Genomic DNA, 20352 nt, shown 5'->3' with positions numbered 1-20352 from the left:
GGGGTTCAGCGCGCGACGGAGCGGACCAGCAGGAGCGCGATGTCGTCCGTGCGGTGTTCCGTGTGGCCGGCGCGGCCGAGGAGGGCGTCGGCCAGTCCGGCAAGGGGTTGGGCGCCGTGGCGGGCGAGGGTGGCCGTGAGGTCGGTCAGCGCCTGGTCGAGGTCGGCACCGGGAGTGTCGATGAGGCCGTCGGTGTACAGCGCCAGGGTGGTGCCGACCGGCAGCGGGAGGCGCAACTGCGGGTACTCGGCGGCCGGGTCCACGTTCAGGACCAGGCCGATGGGCGGCTCCACGACCTCCGCCCGGCCGTCCGGGCGGTACAGCAGGGGTACGGGATGGCCGGCGGTGGCCAGGCTGGCCTCGCGGGCGGCGAGGTCGACACAGAGGTAGGTGCAGCTGGCCAGGAGCGTCGTGTCCAGGTCGACCAGCAGGCGGTTGGTGCGGGCCAGCACGGTGCCCGGATCGGCGTCGGCGGCGGCGAAGGCGCGCACGGCGGTGCGCACCTGGCCCATCAGCGCGGCGGCGTTGACGTTGTGGCCCTGGACGTCGCCGATGACGATGGCCACGCTCTCGGGCCCCACCCGCATGAGGTCGTAGAAGTCGCCCCCGACGTCCATGCCCTCGGTGCAGGGCAGGTAGCGGGCGCTGACCTCCAGGCCGGGGACCACGGGCAGCGCATGGGGCAGCAGGCTCTCCTGGAGGCCCTGGGCGAGGCCGAGTTTGGTGTCGTACAGCCGGGCACGGTCCAGGGCCTGGGCGATCAGTCCGCCCAGTGAGGTGAGGACGGCACGCTCCTCCACGTCGAAGTGGTGCGGCTCGGCGAAGGCGAGCACGCAGGTGCCGATCAGCCTCCGCGAGGTCACCAGCGGCAGGTAGGCCCAGGCGGCCATCCCGTCCTGGGTCTCGCGGCGGTTCGGGTAGAGCAGTTCCAGCTCCGCCCGGTTCTCGAAGAAGGCCGGCACGGCGTTGGTCGACGCCTGGACGCCGGGCGTCGACTCCGTCAGCGGCGTGCCGTCGAAGCGGTCGATCTGACCGGGCGGGTAGCCGCGGTGGCCGACGATGCGCAGCCGGCCGCCCTCGGCCATCAGGACCGCGAACGCCTGACCTCCAAAGGCGGGCACGATCTGTTCGGACACCATGCGCACCACGTCCTGGACGCCGATGGCCTCGGTCAGCGCGCTCGCGAGGTGGAGGACGTGGTAGAGCGCACCGGGCCGGGTGTGCACGGCCCGCTCGGTGGAGAACCCGGCGTGCCGGGCGTGCCGGGTGGGATCGGCGCCGCCGATCCCGGCGCCTTCGACGACGGTGCCGGGACCGGCGACGACGTCGACGACGGTGCCGGGATCGGCGGCGGCGATCCGCGCGGTGAGTCCGGTGGCGTCCGGGAAGAGCTGGAACGACAGCCAGCGGTCCGGCGGCCGCAGCGCGACGAAGGAGGTGGACTCCCCGCTGATCACCGCACCCCGGTAGTGGTACTCGTACACCGGGTCCCGCAGCCAGGGCAGCACCGCCCACGGGTACGCGCCGATCAGCCGTTCCGCCGGCTCGCCGAGGAGTTCCACGGCGGCGGGCGTGACCGCGGCCACCCGGCCGTCCAGATCGATGTCGCAGAGACCTTCCGGCAGCCGCGATATCGCCGACGCGAGGAGGTCGGCGACCCGCTCCTCCGCCAGCACGGGCCGGGGACCGGCCCGGATCGGACTGCCCGCCCCGCTCGCCTCCGCCGCCACCGCGGCCAGGCGGCCCGCCAGCTCACCGAGCCCGTTGCGTTCGGCGACCGACAGCTCGCGGGGATGCGAGGCGGGCCAGAGGATGAAGAGCACGCCGTACGTGACCCCGCGCGCGATCAGCGGAACGGCCCCGAGGCAGAACACGTACGGCATGGCGACCGCGACCCTCGGGTACCGGCGTGCCATGTCGTCCCCGCCACCCACCCAGACGATGCGGCCGGTGCGCGCGGCCTCGGCGACCGGGATCGGCGCAGCCAGTCCGATGTGCCGCCAGGGCCGGGTGAACTGCCGGGCGGCCCCCAGCGTCACGGCCAGTTCGAGCACCTGCCCGTCCTCCGACAGGAGGTAGAGCCCACCCATGTGCGCGTCGAGCCGGTCCGGCACCGACCGCATGATCCGGGCCAGCGCCTCGATGCCGCGCCCGGCCACCGCCCCGGCCGCCCCTCGGCCGGGGCTCGACGGCGACTTCCACGGCATGGTCATCACAGAACCTCGTTCGGGCCGGCGAGCAGTTGGAGCCTCCCTCCATATTCGCCCGGACGGCCCCGCGCGTCCCGTCGTCCCGTGGGTCGAGTCCGGCAGGCACCCGGGGGCACGCCCTTGAACGGCATGCCCGAGCGGCGTACGCGAAGCGGCGTACGCGAAGCGGCGTACGCGAAGCGGCGTACGCGAAGCGGCGTACGCGAAGCGGCGTACGCGAAGCGGCGTACGCGAAGCGGCGTACGCGAGCGGCGCACGTCAACGGCATGCGTGAACGGCGTACCGGCGGTCCGGTGGGGGCCCGGGTGGGGCGGGCGGGTTACCGGCCGGTACGCCGTGCCCACCATCCTCAGGGCCCGGGGCCCGGATGTACTCGGGACGACGCCCAAAGTTCCCGGGCCGGAAACTGTGACCGGTCACAACGGAGCGCCGTCCGGCCGGCACCCGTCACGGCCCGCCGTGCCGCTCACCCGCGCGCGGTCGCGTGATGAGCGGCCCGCCTGTCCTGGTGCGCGCCGAGCCGACGACCGGAACGGCCGCCACCACCGGAGGACGTCGTTGTGACCGCTGACAGCACGGACGACCTCGCGGTCGGGCACGCCATGGCGCAGCGGATGCTGGCCGAACTGCCGCGCCTCAAGGCCGACATCACCGCACGCCGCATGGCGGAGCAGCCGGTCTACCGGCGACTGCCCGCCGAGCAGCTCCGACACGACGTCAGGCGGGTCACCGAGCAGACCATCCGCGGGGTCGCCCGTTCGCTCCAGACCGGCCAGCCGCTGGAGCCCCGGTGGCGGGCCTTCCAGCGTGCCTGGGCCGCCCTGCACGCGCGCGCTGCCGAGGGCTGCAGCTGGAGGCTGGACAACCTCCGCGAGATGCTCCAGCGTGACTCGGTGGACCCGGCCGACTGGCCGGTGGAGCCTGTCGACGGCGACTTCGCGAACGACTGGCTGATGATCCCGAACGAGGACGGTACCGGCACCGTGCTGGGCATCCTGGCCGACCCGGACGGCTCCAACACGACCGAGTGCCTGGACACCGAGGGCAACACGGTGGGAGTCCTGCTCATCCTCGAATAGGGAGCGTATGCGGTCGAGGAACCGTGCAAGAGCCCGGACTCATCGCCGACGCGCCCGGTCTCCGGCACGGTCAGTCCACGAGCTCGGCGAGGTCGGCGAGGTCGGCGGCCTGCCGGCGCAGGGCGCGTGCCAGGGCCTGCGCGGGTGCCGTGGAAGGACCCGGCAGACGCACCAGGTTGATGTGGCGAACCTCCTCCGCGACACCTTCGACCGACACGAAGCGGACGCCGGGTGGGACGACGGGCAGCAGCGCCGGCGTGGCGGTGGTGATTCCGGCCCCGCCCGCGACCAGATGGAACTTGGTCAGCCAGTCGCGGGCGGTGTGCCGGACCTTGGGGCGCCCCGGCAGGCCGGGCCAGACACCGAGCAGCGGCTCGTCCGCCGTACCGGGACCGGCGATCCACGGCGCGCCCGCGAGCTCCTCGACGCCGATGCTGCCCCGTTCGGCGAACCGCCCGTCCGCCGGCACCGCCACGGCCAGGTGCACCTCCAGCAGCGGCTCGACGTTCAGCGGCGGATCGTCCGTGTCGGGCGAGCGGTGCGGCGGCCGGGAGGAGAGCACGGCGAGGTCCAGGGTGCCGGCCCGCAGGGCGCGCACCAGCGAAGGGGTGGTCCCCTCACGCGTCGTGACCTGGATGTGCGGGTGTTCCTGGCGCAGCGTCGCCAGCGCCCGGGGCACGATCACCGCTCCGGCGGCGGGGAAGAAGCCGAGCCGTACGCTGCCCCGCTCGGCCTCCTCCGCTCCGCGCAGCTCCCGTTCGGCGGCCTCCAGGGCGTCCAGGGCGACGACGGCGTTCCGCAGCAGGGCGCGGCCCGGGCCGGTCAGCCGGACTCCGCCGGGGTAGCGGTCGAAGAGCCGGGCGCCGGTCGCCTGTTCCAGACCGGCGATCTGCCGGGAGACGGCCGACTGCGTGTATCCGAGCGCTTCCGCCGCGGCGGTGAAGGTGCCCCGCTCCGCCACCTCGCGCAGCACCCGCAGCCCGACCAGTGTCATCTCCATGAGCGATCAGCATATCCACCATGCCGGACATTCGTTGGCGGAATGCCCCTTCGGCTTTCTAGCGTGAAGGCACGCAACGGAAAGGAAGGCCACAGAACATGCCTCTGATCAATGTCTACCTGCGCCAGGGCACCACCGCCGAGTACCGCCGGAACGTCTCCCTGGGCATCCACCGGGCCATGGTCGACGTGCTGAAGGTCCCCCAGGACGACCAGTTCCACGTCATCCACGAGGTCGGGCCCGAGAACTTCCAGATGCAGCCGGTCGTGTTCGGCCTGCGCCGCAGTGAGCGCGCCATGTTCATCCAGATCTCCATCAACCATCGCACCGCCGAGCAGAAGGCCGAGCTGTTCCGGGCGATCGTCGACAGCCTCCGGCTGTTCGCCGACGTCCCGGAGGAGGACATCCTGATGACGATCAACGAGACGGCCCGGGAGAACTGGTGGGCCGCCGGCCGCGTCGTCAACCCCGCCACCGGCTACGACGAGCGCATGGACGACACCCTCACGGGCGCCGAGACCACGGGCTGACAACGCGCTCGCCCCCGGGACGGGTCCCCCGTCGGCCGCGCTTCGGCTCGACCCTCGGGGGAGGGAGAGCGGCGGTCTCCCCCTTCGCGCGAGGTTTGTGCTGGACTGTCCCGATACCCTCCACCCACGGCGACGGGATGAATCCGATGCCTCTTGAAGGCGAGTACGAGCCGAGTCCGGCGCAGTGGATCCGCGAACAGGTCGAGCTGTACGAGAGTTCGGGCGGCACCCGGGGGACCACGCTCCGGGACACCGGCCTGCCGGTCGTCATCGTCACGATGCGCGGCGCGAAGAGCGGCAAGATCCGCAAGGTTCCGGTGATGCGCGTGGAGCACGAGGGGCGGTACGCGGTGGTGGCCTCCAAGGGAGGCTTCCCGCGCCACCCGGTCTGGTACCACAACCTCAAGGCCGACCCTCGGGTGGACCTCCAGGACGGCCCGCGGCGACTGTCCATGACGGCCCGTGAGGTCACCGGGGAGGAGCGCGCCCAGTGGTGGCGGCGCGCGGTCGTCGCGTATCCCCCGTACGCCGAGTACCAGGAGAAGACCGACCGGGTGATCCCGGTCTTCGTGCTCGAACCCGAGCGTCGTCAGCATCGACTCGCGAGGTCCGATGACTTCAAAGGTGTCGGCACATGATCGGTCACCGCCCGGAGGCACCTTCAGGAGACCGCATCCTGAGCCGGGCACTGCCGGTCGGCCGCGTCGATCACGTGGCCCGCCGTATCAGTGAGGTGGAAGCACTGGCCGTTGGCCCACACGGTCACCGAATCCCGCCGATGCACGATCTGGAAGGGCTCATCCCCACGCTGCGTCCCGGACCAGGACCTGTCCGCCGGTGAGTGGGTGACAACGACGCAGGTCTGCTGCCGCTGGATCTGGTAGGTGTCCGCCCAGGGCTCCACGGTCAGCTCCAGCGGTACTTCACCGTCGTTCGTGACCAGCAACCGCGCCGACCCCCCGGCGAACATCCGGCACCTCTCCTTACCTCTGTGGGTGATCTTTCGGGGCGAGCACCGCGCACCGCCGCACCCGGCCTGAGCCTCGCACGCGAGATCAGGTTCGCCGGCCAGTCCACGGCCGCCGCCCTGACCACGACAAACGGCTCGCGGGATCTCTCACATCGGCCAACCTCTGAGACTGTGTGTCCAGCGGGATGACGGGAGTGGGTCGGCCTGTCCGACTTCCCACTCCGCTTGTGTCAGCCGACGACCGCCCCCCAACGGCCCACCGCGTTCCGGGCGGTGGGCCGTCGGTGTGCCGCTCCTGTCAGCCGAGCTGGCCGGAGGGCCGCACGACGAGCTGGTTCACGTCCACGCCCTCGGGCTGGTTGACGGCGAACACGATCACGTTGGCGATCTGCTCGGCGGTCAGCGCCGGCGAGGCCTCAGGCGTGCCGCCGCGCTCGTTCCAGAACGGGGTGTCCACCACGCCCGGCGCGACCAGCGTGACGCCGATGCGGTCCTCGGCCACCAGTTGCCGGACGTTCTCGACCAGCGCGTGCGCGGCCCACTTGGTGACGGAGTACAGGTTCCCGGGCGTGTTCCTGATACCCGCGACCGAACCGACGACCACGATCCGGCCCTTGGACTCGCGCAGGTGCGGCAGCGTCTCGCGCACCAGCAGCGCCGGGCCGAGCACGTTCGTCAGGACCATGGCACGCATCGCCTGGGGGTCGTGGTCCTCCAGGGTGCCGGGCAGCGAGTAGCCCGCGTTGGCGACCACCGTGTCCAGCCGACCCCACCGGTCGACGACCCGACGCACGGCCGACGCGACGTCCTTCTCGTCGGCGGCGTCACCGGCGATCGTCAGCAGCTGCTCCCCGGCGTCGACGGAGGCGGCGAAGGCAGCCAGGCGGCCGGTGTCGCGACCGGTGACCGCCACCCGGTCACCCTGCTTGAGCAGCGCCCGGGCCGTGGCCGCACCGATGCCGCTCGAACCGCCGGTGATCAACGTGACACGTTCCATGGGGCCAGATGCTACTACGACTGATCATCGCAGAACCGACCCGGACCTACCCTCAACGGCCCCTCAACGGCCCCTCAACAGCCCACCTCCTCAAGGCCGGTGGACCTTCGGCTCACACCGCGCCGAGCGGGACGGGCCAGCGGCGCATGTGGGTGGGCTGGGTCGACAGGAACCCCGCCGAGACCGTACATCAGGCGCTCCGCCCTCAGCAGACCGACCGCCTCCCGCTGCGTCGCAGTGAGGCGGTCCACCGGAAGCGGAGTGCGTCCGGCCATGAAGGCCGCGATCAACGGACGTCACCGAGAGGTCCTGCCCCGCCAGTGCCACTGCCTGCTCACCGGCTTCGGCCGTGCCTGCGGTCGGCGGGACCTCCTTCCGGTGGGACCGGCTTCAGGGCTTGAGGAGGGTCTTGATCGCGCGGCGCTCGTCCATCGCCCGGTAGCCCTCGGCGACCTGCTCCAGGGGCAGGGTGAGGTCGAAGACCCTGCCCGGGTCGATCCGCCTCGTGAGCACGTGGTCGATCAGGTCGGGCAGGTAGCGGCGGACGGGAGCCGGGCCGCCGCGGAGGCCGACGTGGGAGAAGAACAGCTCCTGCCCGTCGACGGCGACCCCGTGCGGAACGCCGACGAAGCCGACGTTGCCGCCGGGCCGCGCGGAGCGCAGGGCCTGCTGCACGGCCTCGGCGGTGCCCACGCACTCCAGCACGCTGTCGGCGCCGATGCCGCCGGTCAGCTCCTTGATCCGGGCCACGCCCTCCTCGCCGCGCTCGGTGACGAGGTCGGTCGCGCCGAACTCCCGGGCCAGCCGTCGGCGGGACCCGTGACGGCTCATCGCGATGATCCGCTCCGCGCCCATCACCTTGGCGGCGATCACCGCGCACAGGCCGACCGCGCCGTCGCCGACCACCACGGCGGTCGAGCCGGGCTTGACCTCGGCGGCGTCGGCGGCCCACCAGCCGGTGCCCATCACGTCGGAGACGGCCAGCAGGCCCGGCCAGAACTCCTCGCCGGGCACCTCCTCGGTGGCGACCAGGGTGCCCTGGGCGTTGGGGATGCGGACGTACTCGGCCTGGCAGGTGCTCATGAACTCCCGGTGCAGGCAGTTCGACGTGAAGCCGTTACGGCAGTTCGGGCAGGTGTTGTCCGAGGTGGCGAACGAGCCGACGACGAACTGGCCGGGGCGCAGCCCGGTGACCTCGCTGCCGACCTCCTCCACGAAGCCGACGTACTCGTGCCCCATCGGGCTCGGTCCGCCGACGGTGTCCAGGCCGCGGTACGGCCACAGGTCGGAGCCGCACACACAGGTGACCGCGGTGCGGATGATCGCGTCGGTGGGGTGGAGGATCTTCGGGTCTTCCAGGGTCTCCAGACGGATGTCGCCGGGGCCGTGGATCATTGTTCCGCGCATGAGTGGGGGTTCCTTCGCATCTCGGGGCCGGGGGTGCGATCCTCCGGCCCTCTGCCTTCCAGGGAAGTCCCTCCCGGGGCGCGCAGCGAGTCACCCCTGAGGGGGGTGAGCGCGGGAGACATCCGGGCACACGGGTGACACGGGTGTGCCCGGGAGACATCCGGGCACACGGGTGAGCCCGGGGAGGCGGCCGGGCGCCGGACGGGACTGTCTGGTTCGATAGGGGCCGCCGCCACCCCCAGCCGCAAGGAGCAAGGCCCTGAGTACGTCGTTCGCCGAGGCGCTGTCCGTCGGATTGCTGGTGCTGGTGCTGGTCTGCGCGGTGGTGCGGCCGTGGGGCTGGCCGGAGGCGGTGGTCGCCGTCCCGGCGGCGGGACTGGTGGTCGCCACGGGCGCGATTCCGCCCGCCCACGCGCTGGCCGAGGCCGAGCGGCTGGGGCCGGTGATCGGGTTCCTGGCAGCCGTCCTGGTGCTGGCGCAGCTGTGCGACGACGAGGGGCTGTTCCGGGCGTGCGGGGCGTGGATGGCCCGGGCGTCGGCGGGGAGTTCGCGGCGGCTGCTGGCGCAGGTGTTCGTGGTGGCGTCGGTGGTCACGGCGGTGCTGAGTCTGGACGCCACGGTGGTGCTGTTGACGCCGGTGGTGTTCGCGACGGCGGCCCGGCTGGGGGCCCGGCCGAAGCCGCATCTGTACGCCTGCACGCACCTGTCGAACACGGCCTCGCTGCTGCTGCCGGTCTCCAATCTGACGAATCTGCTGGCCTTCACCGCCAGCGGGCTGAGCTTCATCCGGTTCGGCGCACTGATGGTGCTGCCGTGGCTGGTGGCCATCGGCGTGGAGTACGTGGTGCTGCGCCGGTTCTTCGCCACCGACCTGGAGGCGGGTGTCCCGGCTCCGGCCGGGGCGGAGACGCCGCAGATGCCGCTGTTCGCACTGTTCACGGTGGCGGGCACGCTGGCCGGGTTCGTGCTGGCCTCGGCGGTCGGGGTCGATCCGGCGTGGGCGGCGCTGGCGGGGGCCCTGACGCTCGCCGTGCGGGCGCTGGTGCGGCGCCGCACCACCCCGGCGGCGATCGTGCGCTCGGCCGCCGTGCCGTTCCTGGCCTTCGTCCTGGCGCTCGGCGTGGTGGTGCGGGCGGTGGTCGACAACGGGCTGGCCTCCGCGCTCGGGCACCTCCTGCCGCACGGCACCTCGCTGCCCGCGCTGCTCGGGGTCGCGGCGCTGGCGGCCGTCCTGGCGAACGTGATCAACAACCTGCCGGCCACCCTGGTCCTGCTTCCGCTGGCCCTCCCCTCCGGCGCGGGTGCCGTGCTGGCGGTGCTGCTCGGGGTGAACATCGGCCCCAACCTGACCTACGCCGGGTCGCTGGCCACCCTGCTGTGGCGGCGCATCGTGCGCGAACACGACGGCGAGGTGGGCCTCGGTGAGTTCACCCGGCTCGGGCTTCTCGTCGTGCCCGCTGCGCTGGTGCTGGCCGTGGTGGCACTGTGGGGGTCCCTGCAAGTCATCGGAGCGTGAGGACGGTGGCAACCGTGACGGTCGTCGTCTGGATCACCGAGGGCACCTGGCCCGCCTGCGTCGACGCCGCCCGCGCCCACGCACCGCAGGACGCGGAGGTCGTGCTGCTCCACGTCAGCGGTCCGGACGTCCCCGGCCTCGCGCACGGCGCGTTCGCCGGGCTGCTCGGGCGCGGCCACCGCGAGCGCGACCCCGGAGACCGGGTGGAACGCCTCGCCGACGCCTCCGCACGCCGCCTCCTCGACGCCGCCGCCGACCGGCTCGCACGGCCCTGCACCCGGCTGGAGCGCTCCGGCCGCACCGAACGCCAGGTGGTCGCGGCGGCGGAGGGCGCCGAGCTGCTGGTCCTGGCCCGCGACGGCGACCGCAGCCGTCTCGGGCCGCACAGCATGGGCCCGGCCACCCGCTTCGTCGTCGACCACGCCCCCTGCCCCGTCCTGCTGGTCTGGCCGGAGCCGCCGCCGGGGGCCGACACCCTGCCGCCCCCACCGGGCCCGCCGCGCTGAGAGGCCCGAGGGGCCCCGCAGCGCCGAGGGGCCCGCACCACGCTTGCGCGGTGCGGGCCCCTCACTGCCGGGCGGGTGCCGTGGCAGAACTACGCCGAAGAACTACAGCGGGCGGATGTTCTCGGCCTGCGGGCCCTTCTGGCCCTGCGTGACGTCGAACTCGACCTTCTGGCCCTCAAGCAGCTCACGGAAGCCGTTGGCGTTGATGTTCGAGTAGTGGGCGAAGACGTCCGGGCCGCCACCCTCCTGCTCGATGAAGCCGAAGCCCTTCTCCGAGTTGAACCACTTCACAGTGCCATTAGCCATTTGAATCTCCTTCAAGGGACCGTCCGAAGCACGCACGGTGCGGGCTGCGAGTCACCGCATGGAGCGCCCACCGGGAAAGGACCGGGGAACAAAAAATGCGCCTGCGATACATCAGCAGGCGCACACAAAGTTCATGGGAACCACTACTGCAACTGAGTCGACTGTAGCAGGCCACGGCCCGTCGCGCTGGGAGCCGCCGAAAAGTCCCGTCTCCGCGCTTCCCGGAGCGTCCGGTCCGAAATGAAGAAATTCTCAGCTGTTCGAAGTTTGAACGCCAGCGGCAGCTGTCTCGACCCTCCCTGGTCCGGACGGCCGCCGCGGGCACTATTCTCAGGTCCATGTCGAACCCTGATGCGCTGCTCGTCGACATCGCCGCAATGGTGGAGTCCGAGCGCAGCAACCAGATGCCCCTGACCGTGGTCGTCCCGGGGGCGGTCATCACCGGCCGTTTGGCGCCGGAACGCCTGTGGCACGAACGGGTGGCCGAAGTCCTCGCCGCTTCGGACCACTTGAAGTCCTTCGCCACACTCTTCGAGACGTCCGCCGCCGACACGGCTCCGGCCGCCTCCCGGCCCACCCACCTGCACCTGCACGTCGCCCGCATCCTCCAGGGCAGCTTCGGCCTGCCCCACACCGGGGGGATGTACCGCATCGCCATCTCCGACGTCAGCAGCTGGACAGTGGGAGACCTCAGCTACTCCGACCAGTGACAACCCGTACGGGCCGGACTCCGCACTGCGGGGCCCGGCCCGTACGCACGACCCGGGGCGCCCGGGTTGCGGTCAGGTGCCCTCGGGCTCGCGGCGTTCCGGCCCGGCCGCCCCGGCCCGGGTCCTCGCGAGGTGGGTCGCGACCGACACCGCCGGCTGCTGGGGCCGGCGCACGTGGACGAGCAGCAGCGGCTCCGGCTGGTCGCGGATCAGCAGGACCGACGCCGCGTGGTGACCCTCACGTGGTTTCGGCCGCCGCTCCGGTGTTCGTCGACGGCGACCGGGGACGTAGCCGGCGTCCAGGATGCGGTGCACCGACCGTCCACATGCGAAGCCGCGTGGAGCACGTCATCACGTTTCACCAGAACTGATTCACGCACCGTTCACCGGAAGGCAGGAACTCGTCCCCGCGCCAGGTCGTCAGAGTGCGTGAGAGTTCAAAACCGAGCCAAAGCCAGGGAAAGGAACGGTCAATGCTGATGGCCAGGAGAGTGGTCGGCGCCGTCGCCGTGGCGCTCCTGGCCGTGATGGGCCTGCTGCTGCTCTCCCCGTCGGGATCCGCCTACACCCGGGACCCCAACCGCCCCCGGCCGGCCACGGCGGCGAAGCTCGCCGAGGAAGCCGTGACGCCCAAGTGCGCGCCAGGTCCCGTCTGGCCCCGGCCCCGGAACATCCGCACCCCTGAGCACCGGCCCGAGCCACGACCGGCCCTCGACCACGAGGCTCCGGCCGTCGAGAACCCGTCGCCGGAAGCGGTGCCCGAACCGCCCCACCCGACGGCCGAACAGGACAGACCCGCGGTCCTCCAGGTGTTCCGCTGCTGATCGGCGCCGACCGCGCCCGCACGCTCACCGGTGACGAGGCCCCCGCAGGGGCTCTCCCACCGCACCACCTACCGGCAGTTCACGACGGCCACGGCAGCGATTCCCAGCTGCCGGTGCCGCCGCGCTCAGCGCTGCCCTCGTACCGGGTGAGCGGGCACGGTCCCGAAGTCCCCCTGCACTCACGAGACTTCCGAAGGGCCCGAGGCACCGACATGCAAGGATTCATCGACCACGCCCGCACCTTCCGCCAGCACGCCGCGCAGGACGCCGACGCCTTCGGGCGACTGGCCGCCGGCCAGCAGCCCCAGGCACTGTTCATCACCTGCTCGGACTCCCGCATCATCCCCGCCGCGCTCACCGGCGCCCGGCCGGGCGACCTCTTCGAGCTGCGGACCGCGGGCAACATCGTCCCGCCCTACCAGCCGTCCCTCCCCTCCGCCGAGGCCGCGACCATCGAGTACGCGGTCGAGGTCCTGGGCGTCGCCGACATCGTGGTGTGCGGCCACTCCCACTGCGGCGCCGTGGGCGCCGTCGTCCGCGGCGACGACCTCACCGGCGTCCCCGCCGTGCGCGACTGGCTCGCCGACGGCACCGCACTGACGCCTGACCGCGAACCCGGCCACGACCTGGCCGCCCCCGTCCAACGCCACGTCCTCGACCAGTTGGAGAGGCTGCGCACCCACCCGAGCGTCGCCCGCCGGATCGGCGAGGGCCTGCTCGGACTGCACGGCTGGTTCTACGAGGTGCACACCGGCGCGGTGTTCACGTACCGCCCCGGCACCGACAGCTTCCTGCCGCTGTGACACCGCGGCCCACCACCTCCGGACTCCCACCGATGAAGGCTCCCATGCGCTTTCCCACTCCCAGGCTTCCCGCCCTCAAGTACGACCTGACCGCCTCGCTCGTCGTCTTCCTGGTCGCCCTCCCGTTGTGCGTCGGCGTCGCCGTCGCCTCGGGCGTACCCGCCGAACTCGGCCTGATCACCGGCATCGTCGGTGGCCTGGTCACCGGCCTGCTCCCCGGCAGCAGCCTGCAGGTCAGCGGCCCCGCGGCCGGGTTGACCGTCCTGGTCGCCGAGACCGTGCAACGGTTCGGGCTGCCCGCGCTCGGCCTGGTGGTCGGCGCCGCCGGCCTGCTCCAACTGCTGCTCGGCGCACTGCGCTGGGGCCGCTGGTTCCGCGCGATATCCGTCGCCGTCGTCGAGGGCATGCTCGCCGGCATCGGTCTGGTCATCATCGCCGGCCAGCTCTACGCGATGGCCGACCGGCCCGCGCCCTCCAGCGGGATCGACAAGCTCCTCGGCCTGCCCGCTCTCCTCGTCAAGCTGGTCGCCTCCCCCGGCGCCGGCGTCTCCTTCACGATCGGCGCCGGCACCATCGCGGTGATCGTGCTGTGGCAGCGGCTGCCCGCCAAGGCGCGGGTCGTCCCGGGCGCGCTGGTGGCCGTCGTGCTCGCCACGGCCGTGACCTGGCTGCTGGCCCTTCCGATGAAGAAGGTCGAGGTCAAGGGCCTGCTGGACGCCATCCAGCCGCCCGGCGCCGGGGCGTTCGAGCAGTTCACCCCCGCCCTCATCGTCACCGTCGTCGCCTTCACCCTCGTCGCCTCCGCCGAGAGCCTGTTCAGCGCGGCCGCCGTCGACCGCCTCCACAACGGGCCCCGCACCGACTACGACAAGGAACTCATGGCCCAGGGCGCGGGCAACGCCCTCTGCGGGGCCCTCGGCGCCCTGCCGATGACCGCCGTCATCGTCCGCAGCGCCACCAACGTCCAGGCCGGCGCCCGGACCAAGGCCTCCCGCGTGCTGCACGGCGCATGGCTGCTGCTGTTCGCCGCCCTGCTCCCGGCGGCGCTCGGCGTCATCCCCGTCGCGGCCCTCGCCGGCGTCCTGGTCCACGCCGGGTTCAGGCTCCTGCCCTTCCAACAGTTCGGCCCGCTGTGGCGCGAGCACCGCGCGGAGGCGCTCGTGCTGCTGGCCACCGCCGTGGCCATCGTCACGGTCAACATGTTCGAGGGCGTGCTGATCGGTCTGGGCCTGTCGATCGTCAAGACGGCCTGGGAGACCTCCCGCCTGCACGTGGACACCGAGGAACAGCCCGACGGGCCCATCCGGGTCCGGCTCACGGGCAACGCCACCTTCCTGCGACTGCCCAAGCTCCTCGACACCCTGGAGGCGCTGCCGGCCGACCGCGCCGTGGAGCTGGACCTCAGCGGCCTGCGCCACCTCGACCACGCCTGCCAGGCCGCGCTGACCACCTGGACGGAACGGCACAACGCCAACGCGCCCGAGGAGGTGAGGCTGGTCCCCGCGCTGGCCGCACAGGCCTGACCCGAGGCCATGAGCGCGCCGCCGCACCGGGGTTCCGGAGCGGCGGCGCGCCGCGTTCCGGGCCCCCCGCGCGGCAGCGCGCCGCGTTCTGGGCCCCCGCGCGGCGGCGCGTCACCGACCCGGGCCTTCCGCGCGGCGGCGCGTCACGGATCCGTCAAACCGGCCGGACGGACGGGATGAACACGGATCATGGAGCCAGCCAGACCCGACCCCCGCCTGGAGGCACCGTGTCCGACCTTCCCTCGTCCGCCGCCCTGCTCGACCGGCTGGCACTGCCCGAACTGACCCGCTCCGCCGCCCTGCTGCAGCCCGAACTGGTGGAACTGCGGAGGGAGTTGCACCAGCAGCCGGAGATCGGGCTCGACCTGCCCAGGACCCAGGCCCGGCTGCTCGCGGCCCTCGACGGGCTGCCGTTGGAACTCACTCTGGGCAAGGGGCTGAGCTCGATCACGGCCGTGCTGCGCGGCGGCCGCCCCGGACCGAAGGTACTGCTGCGTGCCGACATGGACGCCCTGCCGGTGCAGGAGAACGTCCGGCTGCCGTACGCCTCGACGATCCCCGGCGCGATGCACGCCTGCGGTCACGACCTGCACATGGCCGCGCTGGTCGGCGCCACCCGGCTGCTGGTCGAACGGCGCGCCGAGCTGGCGGGCGACGTGGTCCTGATGTTCCAGCCCGGCGAGGAGGGGGCGGGCGGCGCCCGACTGATGGTGGACGAGGGCGTGCTGGACGCGGCCGGTGAACGGGTGGTGGCCGCGTACGCCCTGCACGTGGCGGCCGCCCTGCTGCCCAACGGACTGGTCACCGCCCGCCCGGGGCCGATGCTGGCGGCCTCCGACACCCTGCGCGTCACCCTGCGCGGGCGCGGCGGCCACGGGTCCAGCCCGCACTCGGCGCTGGACCCGGTGCCGGCCATGTGCGAGGCGGTGCTGGCCCTCCAGTCGATGGTGACCCGGCGGATCGACGCCTTCGACCCGGTGGTGCTCACCGTCGGCAGGCTCAGCGCCGGCACGGCCGCCAATGTGATCCCCGACGAGGCCCGGTTCGAGGCGACCGTCCGCTCCTTCTCCCCGCGCTCGCGCGAGCTGGTGGGCAGCGAGGCGCTGCGGGTGGTGCGCGGGATCGCGGCGGCCCACGGGCTGGAGGCGGTGGCCGAGGTGGAGGCCGGGTACCCGGTGACCGTCAACGACCCCGTGGAGGCGGACTTCGCGACCGGCCTGGCGACCCGACTGGTCGGTCCTGAGCGGTTCGTCCCGATGCCCCAGCCGATCGCGGGCTCCGAGGACTTCGGCGTGCTGGCCGCCCTCGTCCCCTCGGCGTTCCTGATGCTGGGCGCCGCCCCGACCGACGGCCGCGATCCCTTCACCGCGGCCTACAACCACTCCCCGGAGGCCGAGTTCGAGGACAACGTCCTCGCCGACGGCGCCGCGCTCCTGGCCGGTCTGGCCCTGGGACGGCTGGCCCGGGGGTAGGGCCGGCCGGCGGACCCTGCCTGGGTGGATCCGTGCCCGGCGGCCGCCCTGCCGGTCGGAGGTGGGGAGATCCGGTGAGCCGACGGTGTGGTAGCTGTGCAGGCTTTCCCGGATGTGGGCGAGCGGCGCGGTGATGACCCGTTTCGTCGCGTTCCGTTCAAGCGCCGCTTACCCCATCATGGGACGGTGCCATCGCGCCTACGCGCGTAGCACTCCCCTGCACCCCCACGACACAAGGAGTCTGACCCATGCTCAGACGCACAGCAGCCACCCGCCCGCTCGCCCTGGGCGCCGTCGCCCTGGCCGTGCTGACCGCCGCCGGCGCCCTCCCCCACCGGGCGGTGGCCGCGCCCACGGCCACCGCCGCCCCCGCCGCCACGACCGCCCAGCACCGCGTGCTGTTCGACGCCACCAAGGCGGAGACCGCGGGCAACGCCGACTGGATCATCTCCACCAGCCAGCCGGACCCGCTCGCCGAGAACCCCAACCCGCAGTCCGAGACGGACTGGACCGGCGCCATCTCCAGCTGGGGCGTCGCCCTCCAGAAGACCGGCCAGTACAGCCTCAAGACCCTGCCGAGCGGCTCCAGCATCACCTACGGCACCGGCGGAGCGCTGGACCTCGCCAACTTCGACGAGTTCGTCCTGCCCGAGCCCAACATCCGGCTCAGCGACGCAGAGAAGACCGCCGTCATGAAGTTCGTCCAGAACGGCGGCGGGCTGTTCCTGATCTCGGACCACACCCAGAGCGACCGCAACAACGACGGCTGGGACTCCCCCGCCATCATCAACGACCTGATGACCACCAACTCGGTCAACAGCAACGACCCGTTCGGGCTCTCGGTCGACCTGCTCAACATCCAGACCGACAACCCGACCGCCGTCAACGACGCCAACGACCCCGTCCTGCACGGCCCGTTCGGCACCGTCACCGGCAGCATCATCCGCAACGGCACCACCTTCACCCTCAAGCCCGCCGACAACCCCAGCGTCAAGGGCATCGTCTACCGCACCGGCTACTCCGGCACCACCGGCGCCTTCTTCGCCACCAGCACCTTCGGCAAGGGCCGCGTCGCCCTCTGGGGCGACAGCTCGACCATCGACGACGGCACCGGCGAGTCCGGCAAGACCCTCTACAACGGCTGGAACGACCCGGCCGGCACCGACGCCGCCCTCGGCCTCAACGCCACCGCCTGGCTCGCCTCGGGCAGCGGCAGCGGTACCACCGGCAGCGTCACCCTCACCAACCCGGGCGCCCGCACCGCCACCGCCGGCACCGCCACCAGCCTCCAGCTCTCCGCCACCGACACGGCCGGCGGCACCCTGAGCTACGCCGCCTCCGGCCTGCCCGCCGGCCTGAGCGTCAACGCCACGACCGGCCTGATCAGCGGCACCCCGACCACCGCCGGGACCTACTCGGTGACCGCCACCGCGACCGACTCCACCGGCCCGTCCTCCTCCGTCACCTTCACCTGGACCGTCCAGTCCAGCGGCAGCGGCGGCGGTTGCACGGCGAGGCAGTTGCTCACCAACCCCGGCTTCGAGGCCGGATCGACGGCCGGCTGGACGGAGACCAACTCCGGCGGCAGCAGCACCATCAACAGCAGCTCCGGCGAGCCGCCGCACTCCGGCACCTACGACGTCTGGCTGGACGGCTACGGCAGCACCAACACCGACACCCTCGCCCAGACGGTGACCCTGCCGACCGGCTGCAGCACCTACAGCTTCAGCTTCTGGCTGCACGTCGACACCGCCGAGCCCACCACCAGCGCGTACGACAAGCTCACGGTGACGGCGAACGGCACCACCCTGGCGACCTACTCCAACACGAACGCGGCCGCCGGCTACCAGCAGCACAGCTTCAACCTGTCCGGCTACGCGGGCCAGACCGTGACCCTGAAGTTCAGCGGTACGGAGGACTACACCAAGCAGACCTCCTTCGTCCTCGACGACACGGCCGTCAACGTCGGCTGATCCGGCACCGGTTGCCCTCCCCCGGAATTCACCGAACGGGGAGGGCACCCCCGGTGGGGGACGCCGAACGCCCGGTCCGAAAACCGCCGGCGGCGGGCGAGGGCGAGCCGGAGACTGGACGGCGTGACCACCCGAACCACCCGAACCACCCGCCCGTCCGCGCCCTTCCCCGCCCAGGAGCGCGTCGGCCCGGCCGACTGGCCCGCCCTCGCCGAGGAACTCGACGCCCACGGCTGCGCGCTCACCCCACAGCTCCTCACCCCCCGGGAGTGCCGCGACCTGGCCGCGCTCTACGACCGCGACGAGCTGTTCCGCTCCACCGTCGACATGGCCCGCCACCGCTTCGGCTCCGGCCGGTACCGCTACTTCACCCACGACCTGCCCGAGCCCGTCCAGGCGCTGCGCCGGGCCCTCTACCCGCACCTGCTCACCATCGCCCGCGGCTGGGCGGAGCAGCTCGGCCGGCCCGCGCCCTGGCCCGACAGCCTGGACGAGTGGCTGGAGCGGTGCCACGCCGCCGGCCAGGGCAAGTCCTCGCAGATCCTGCTGCGCTACGAGGCCGGCGACTGGAACGCGCTGCACCGCGACCTCTTCGGCGACCTCGTCTTCCCGCTCCAGGTGGTCATCGGCCTCGACGAGCCGGGCACCGACTACACCGGCGGCGAGTTCCTCCTGGTCGAACAGCGCCCCCGCGCGCAGTCCCGGGGCACCAGCACCGTCCTCCCGCGGGGCCACGGCCTGGTCTTCACCACCCGCGACCGGCCCGTCCGCTCGGCCCGGGGCTTCTCGGCCGCCCCGGTACGGCACGGGGTGAGCACCGTGCGCTCGGGGCGGCGGCACGCGCTCGGACTCGTCTTCCACGACGCCTGACAGGGCGTGAACCTCCCGACGCGACGCCCGTGCGCTCTTAACCGCTGGACCCCGTGGGTTACTTGGGGAGAGGCTGCACCCATGGAGTTCCTCTGCTACCACCGCGACCGGCCCGACTCCGTCGCACTGCGCCACCAGCTGGTCGAAGAACACTGGTCCTACATGGACCGGTACGCGGAAGAGCTGATCGCCCGCGGCCCGACCTTCGACGACGACATCCCCACGGGAAGCGTCCACATCGTCGACCTGCCGGATCCCGCCGCCGCCCGGGCGTTCGCCTTCGACGAGCCCAACTACCAGGCCGGCGTCTACCGCGACGTACTGCTGCGGCGCTGGCGCAACCTGCTCGGGCGCACCATGTGGGAGTTCCCGGGCGGCGAGACCGCCCGCAACCACTACCTGGTGCTCGGCCTCGGCACCGGGCAGCCCGCCGACCTCACCCCGCCGCCCGACCGGGACGAACTGATCGCCTACGGGCCGCTCCTGTCCGACGACGGCGTCACCTGGCTGGGCACGGCCGTACTGCTCCGGGCGCCGGACGAGAAGGCGGCCCGCGCCGTACTGACCCCGGAGCGGTACGCCGACATCGAGGTGCACAGGTGGACCTTCGGCGGGCGTCCGTCGTAGCCCTGGCCGGGACCGGCGTGCGCACGGCCTCGCGGCGCGCGGAGGTCACGCCGGTCGGTCGGCCCACGCGCCCGCGGGACGGGAACGGTACAGCCGCGCGTAGTACCGCCCCGCGCTCTCCAGCCCGTGAGGCGCCTGACCACTTCGCAGCACCGCCGCAACGGCCTGGCGCTGTTCGTCCGGGGTCACGAACAACCGTTGGGGGTGGAGGTCGGCCGGGTCGGACCGGGTGACCAGTCCGTAGGAGCTCAGACAGTCGATGACCGGCTGGTAGTCGACCGTGCGCAGGATGAAGGCGCTGATCCACACGGGGTGGCGGGCCTGGCCCAGCAGGGCGGAGACGGTGCGGTCGGTGACGTAGCTCCCGGCACCCGTGGAGAGGATCAGGCCGGTGTGCGCCATCGCACGACGCACCGAGGCGTCCGGTTCCTCCCGCTCCAGGTTGACCGAACAGGCGTCGTCCAGGAGACCCACGGCCAGGGCGTAGGAGAGCGCGTTCCCGGCGATGTCGAGGCCGACGACCGGTACGGCGTCGCGGTGGCGTCGGGCGGCGTAGAACTGCTTGTCCCGCTCGACCAGTTCCTCCGTCGTCAGACGATCCGACGCGGGGCCGGTGTAGTGGGCGTAGAGATCCGCGAGCGTCAGGTCGTGGTTCAGCAGAGCGGCGTTGATGCCGTACGAGCAGCACAGGTCGAGGACGGCGACCCGGTCCGAGCGGTTGGCCGCCCGAAGGCGCTCGGCGAGGGTTCGGCGGAACTCCGCCTGCGCGTGGTGCGGGATCTGGTAGTCGAGAGGAGCCAGCCGGGCGAAGTAGGCCCGGGGATCGGGCTGGTCGTAGATGTCGTCGAAACGGGCCTTGCCCCGGCCCCGCCCGTCGCCGAAGGCGGTCTGGTCGTCCATCCGGTCTCCCTGCTCGATGCGGTCGCTGCGCTCGCGACTCGTCGTGACTGGATCACCGGCTCCAACGAGGCCGACGGCCGGCTACGACCCGGACCGACGGAAGATCACCCGAACGTGCCGGGCGGCCGT

At 72.5% G+C, this 20352-nt stretch carries 21 protein-coding genes; 13 read left to right on the top strand and 8 right to left on the bottom strand.

The window, feature by feature from the left end; genetic code table 11:
- Positions 1-5: 5 nt before the first annotated feature.
- Entirely contained in the window at positions 6-2213 is a 2208-nt protein-coding gene (locus tag ACIRVF_RS06090) for a SpoIIE family protein phosphatase (RefSeq protein ID WP_402814338.1), read from the bottom strand.
- Positions 2214-2770: 557 nt separating this feature from the next.
- On the opposite strand from ACIRVF_RS06090, the gene ACIRVF_RS06085 reads away from it, so the two are divergent.
- Positions 2771-3289: a hypothetical protein gene (locus ACIRVF_RS06085; RefSeq protein WP_402814335.1), complete on the top strand. Its 519-nt coding sequence runs from the start codon at positions 2771-2773 to the stop codon at positions 3287-3289.
- Positions 3290-3359: 70 nt separating this feature from the next.
- On the opposite strand, the gene ACIRVF_RS06080 is transcribed toward ACIRVF_RS06085, so the two are convergent.
- On the bottom strand, positions 3360-4289 hold the full coding sequence (locus ACIRVF_RS06080) for a LysR family transcriptional regulator (RefSeq protein ID WP_402814332.1): 930 nt from the start codon (positions 4287-4289) through the stop codon (positions 3360-3362).
- A gap of 98 nt (positions 4290-4387) precedes the next feature.
- Between ACIRVF_RS06080 and ACIRVF_RS06075 the strand changes: the two genes are divergently transcribed.
- Together ACIRVF_RS06075 and ACIRVF_RS06070 are read left to right on the top strand one after the other, a co-directional pair.
- Entirely contained in the window at positions 4388-4819 is a 432-nt protein-coding gene (locus ACIRVF_RS06075) for a tautomerase family protein (protein WP_402814329.1), read from the top strand.
- Between the two features lie 146 nt (positions 4820-4965).
- Positions 4966-5457, top strand: a complete 492-nt coding sequence (locus ACIRVF_RS06070) for a nitroreductase family deazaflavin-dependent oxidoreductase (RefSeq protein WP_402814327.1) — start codon at positions 4966-4968, stop codon at positions 5455-5457.
- A 23-nt stretch (positions 5458-5480) separates the two neighbouring features.
- Here the strand turns inward: ACIRVF_RS06070 and ACIRVF_RS06065 are convergent, their stop codons facing one another.
- The 3 genes from ACIRVF_RS06065 to ACIRVF_RS06055 form a co-directional block, all read right to left on the bottom strand.
- The gene (locus ACIRVF_RS06065; protein ID WP_402814324.1) at positions 5481-5789 is read right to left on the bottom strand and encodes a hypothetical protein; all 309 of its coding nucleotides are present in this window, start codon (positions 5787-5789) and stop codon (positions 5481-5483) included.
- A 298-nt stretch (positions 5790-6087) separates the two neighbouring features.
- On the bottom strand, positions 6088-6786 hold the full coding sequence (locus tag ACIRVF_RS06060) for an SDR family oxidoreductase (protein ID WP_402814322.1): 699 nt from the start codon (positions 6784-6786) through the stop codon (positions 6088-6090).
- A gap of 390 nt (positions 6787-7176) precedes the next feature.
- Positions 7177-8193: a zinc-dependent alcohol dehydrogenase family protein gene (locus ACIRVF_RS06055; protein ID WP_402814321.1), complete on the bottom strand. Its 1017-nt coding sequence runs from the start codon at positions 8191-8193 to the stop codon at positions 7177-7179.
- Positions 8194-8452: 259 nt separating this feature from the next.
- Between ACIRVF_RS06055 and ACIRVF_RS06050 the strand changes: the two genes are divergently transcribed.
- Positions 8453-9709: an SLC13 family permease gene (locus ACIRVF_RS06050; RefSeq protein WP_402814635.1), complete on the top strand. Its 1257-nt coding sequence runs from the start codon at positions 8453-8455 to the stop codon at positions 9707-9709.
- A 14-nt stretch (positions 9710-9723) separates the two neighbouring features.
- On the top strand, positions 9724-10215 hold the full coding sequence (locus tag ACIRVF_RS06045; RefSeq protein ID WP_402814633.1) for a universal stress protein: 492 nt from the start codon (positions 9724-9726) through the stop codon (positions 10213-10215).
- 102 nt (positions 10216-10317) lie between these two features.
- Here ACIRVF_RS06045 and ACIRVF_RS06040 read toward each other — a convergent pair whose 3' ends face one another.
- Positions 10318-10521, bottom strand: a complete 204-nt coding sequence (locus ACIRVF_RS06040) for a cold-shock protein (RefSeq protein WP_045694210.1) — start codon at positions 10519-10521, stop codon at positions 10318-10320.
- 338 nt (positions 10522-10859) lie between these two features.
- Between ACIRVF_RS06040 and ACIRVF_RS06035 the strand changes: the two genes are divergently transcribed.
- A complete protein-coding gene (locus tag ACIRVF_RS06035; RefSeq protein ID WP_402814318.1) occupies positions 10860-11231 on the top strand; it encodes a hypothetical protein in 372 nt (123 codons plus the stop codon).
- A gap of 72 nt (positions 11232-11303) precedes the next feature.
- Here the strand turns inward: ACIRVF_RS06035 and ACIRVF_RS06030 are convergent, their stop codons facing one another.
- Positions 11304-11546 carry a hypothetical protein gene (locus ACIRVF_RS06030; RefSeq protein WP_402814317.1) on the bottom strand — a complete coding sequence of 81 codons (243 nt, stop codon included), beginning with the start codon at positions 11544-11546 and terminating at the stop codon, positions 11304-11306.
- Between the two features lie 164 nt (positions 11547-11710).
- Between ACIRVF_RS06030 and ACIRVF_RS06025 the strand changes: the two genes are divergently transcribed.
- From ACIRVF_RS06025 to ACIRVF_RS05995, 7 genes are all read left to right on the top strand, one after another.
- Positions 11711-12055, top strand: coding sequence for a hypothetical protein (locus tag ACIRVF_RS06025; RefSeq protein ID WP_402814315.1), 345 nt, complete (start codon positions 11711-11713; stop codon positions 12053-12055).
- 212 nt (positions 12056-12267) lie between these two features.
- On the top strand, positions 12268-12858 hold the full coding sequence (locus ACIRVF_RS06020) for a carbonic anhydrase (protein ID WP_402814313.1): 591 nt from the start codon (positions 12268-12270) through the stop codon (positions 12856-12858).
- Positions 12859-12902: 44 nt separating this feature from the next.
- On the top strand, positions 12903-14381 hold the full coding sequence (locus tag ACIRVF_RS06015; protein ID WP_402814311.1) for a SulP family inorganic anion transporter: 1479 nt from the start codon (positions 12903-12905) through the stop codon (positions 14379-14381).
- Positions 14382-14662: 281 nt separating this feature from the next.
- Positions 14663-15853 (top strand): M20 family metallopeptidase, encoded by a 1191-nt coding sequence (locus ACIRVF_RS06010; protein WP_402814631.1) that lies wholly within the window; start codon positions 14663-14665, stop codon positions 15851-15853.
- A 248-nt stretch (positions 15854-16101) separates the two neighbouring features.
- Positions 16102-17826 carry a putative Ig domain-containing protein gene (locus ACIRVF_RS06005; protein WP_402814309.1) on the top strand — a complete coding sequence of 575 codons (1725 nt, stop codon included), beginning with the start codon at positions 16102-16104 and terminating at the stop codon, positions 17824-17826.
- Between the two features lie 123 nt (positions 17827-17949).
- Entirely contained in the window at positions 17950-18696 is a 747-nt protein-coding gene (locus ACIRVF_RS06000) for a 2OG-Fe(II) oxygenase (protein WP_402814306.1), read from the top strand.
- A gap of 81 nt (positions 18697-18777) precedes the next feature.
- Positions 18778-19323: a YciI family protein gene (locus ACIRVF_RS05995; RefSeq protein ID WP_402814303.1), complete on the top strand. Its 546-nt coding sequence runs from the start codon at positions 18778-18780 to the stop codon at positions 19321-19323.
- Between the two features lie 45 nt (positions 19324-19368).
- Here the strand turns inward: ACIRVF_RS05995 and ACIRVF_RS05990 are convergent, their stop codons facing one another.
- On the bottom strand, positions 19369-20223 hold the full coding sequence (locus tag ACIRVF_RS05990) for a hypothetical protein (RefSeq protein ID WP_402814301.1): 855 nt from the start codon (positions 20221-20223) through the stop codon (positions 19369-19371).
- Positions 20224-20352: the final 129 nt, after the last annotated feature.

Source organism: Kitasatospora sp. NPDC101157 (assembly GCF_044768255.1).
Taxonomy (GTDB): domain Bacteria; phylum Actinomycetota; class Actinomycetes; order Streptomycetales; family Streptomycetaceae; genus Kitasatospora.
Note: the sequence above shows the minus strand (reverse complement) of the source record. Positions and strands in the feature narration are given on the sequence as shown.

Excerpts from the sequence above, each read along its gene's own strand:
- ACIRVF_RS06090 (WP_402814338.1), bottom strand. The coding sequence starts at position 2,213 with ATGACCATGCCGTGGAAGTCGCCGTCGAGCCCCGGCCGAGGGGCGGCC.
- ACIRVF_RS06080 (WP_402814332.1), bottom strand. The coding sequence starts at position 4,289 with ATGGAGATGACACTGGTCGGGCTGCGGGTGCTGCGCGAGGTGGCGGAG.
- ACIRVF_RS06075 (WP_402814329.1), top strand. The coding sequence starts at position 4,388 with ATGCCTCTGATCAATGTCTACCTGCGCCAGGGCACCACCGCCGAGTAC.
- ACIRVF_RS06070 (WP_402814327.1), top strand. The coding sequence starts at position 4,966 with ATGCCTCTTGAAGGCGAGTACGAGCCGAGTCCGGCGCAGTGGATCCGC.
- ACIRVF_RS06065 (WP_402814324.1), bottom strand. The coding sequence starts at position 5,789 with ATGTTCGCCGGGGGGTCGGCGCGGTTGCTGGTCACGAACGACGGTGAA.
- ACIRVF_RS06060 (WP_402814322.1), bottom strand. The coding sequence starts at position 6,786 with ATGGAACGTGTCACGTTGATCACCGGCGGTTCGAGCGGCATCGGTGCG.
- ACIRVF_RS06055 (WP_402814321.1), bottom strand. The coding sequence starts at position 8,193 with ATGCGCGGAACAATGATCCACGGCCCCGGCGACATCCGTCTGGAGACC.
- ACIRVF_RS06040 (WP_045694210.1), bottom strand. The coding sequence starts at position 10,521 with ATGGCTAATGGCACTGTGAAGTGGTTCAACTCGGAGAAGGGCTTCGGC.
- ACIRVF_RS06035 (WP_402814318.1), top strand. The coding sequence starts at position 10,860 with ATGTCGAACCCTGATGCGCTGCTCGTCGACATCGCCGCAATGGTGGAG.
- ACIRVF_RS06025 (WP_402814315.1), top strand. The coding sequence starts at position 11,711 with ATGGCCAGGAGAGTGGTCGGCGCCGTCGCCGTGGCGCTCCTGGCCGTG.
- ACIRVF_RS06020 (WP_402814313.1), top strand. The coding sequence starts at position 12,268 with ATGCAAGGATTCATCGACCACGCCCGCACCTTCCGCCAGCACGCCGCG.
- ACIRVF_RS06015 (WP_402814311.1), top strand. The coding sequence starts at position 12,903 with ATGCGCTTTCCCACTCCCAGGCTTCCCGCCCTCAAGTACGACCTGACC.
- ACIRVF_RS06005 (WP_402814309.1), top strand. The coding sequence starts at position 16,102 with ATGCTCAGACGCACAGCAGCCACCCGCCCGCTCGCCCTGGGCGCCGTC.
- ACIRVF_RS05995 (WP_402814303.1), top strand. The coding sequence starts at position 18,778 with ATGGAGTTCCTCTGCTACCACCGCGACCGGCCCGACTCCGTCGCACTG.
- ACIRVF_RS05990 (WP_402814301.1), bottom strand. The coding sequence starts at position 20,223 with ATGGACGACCAGACCGCCTTCGGCGACGGGCGGGGCCGGGGCAAGGCC.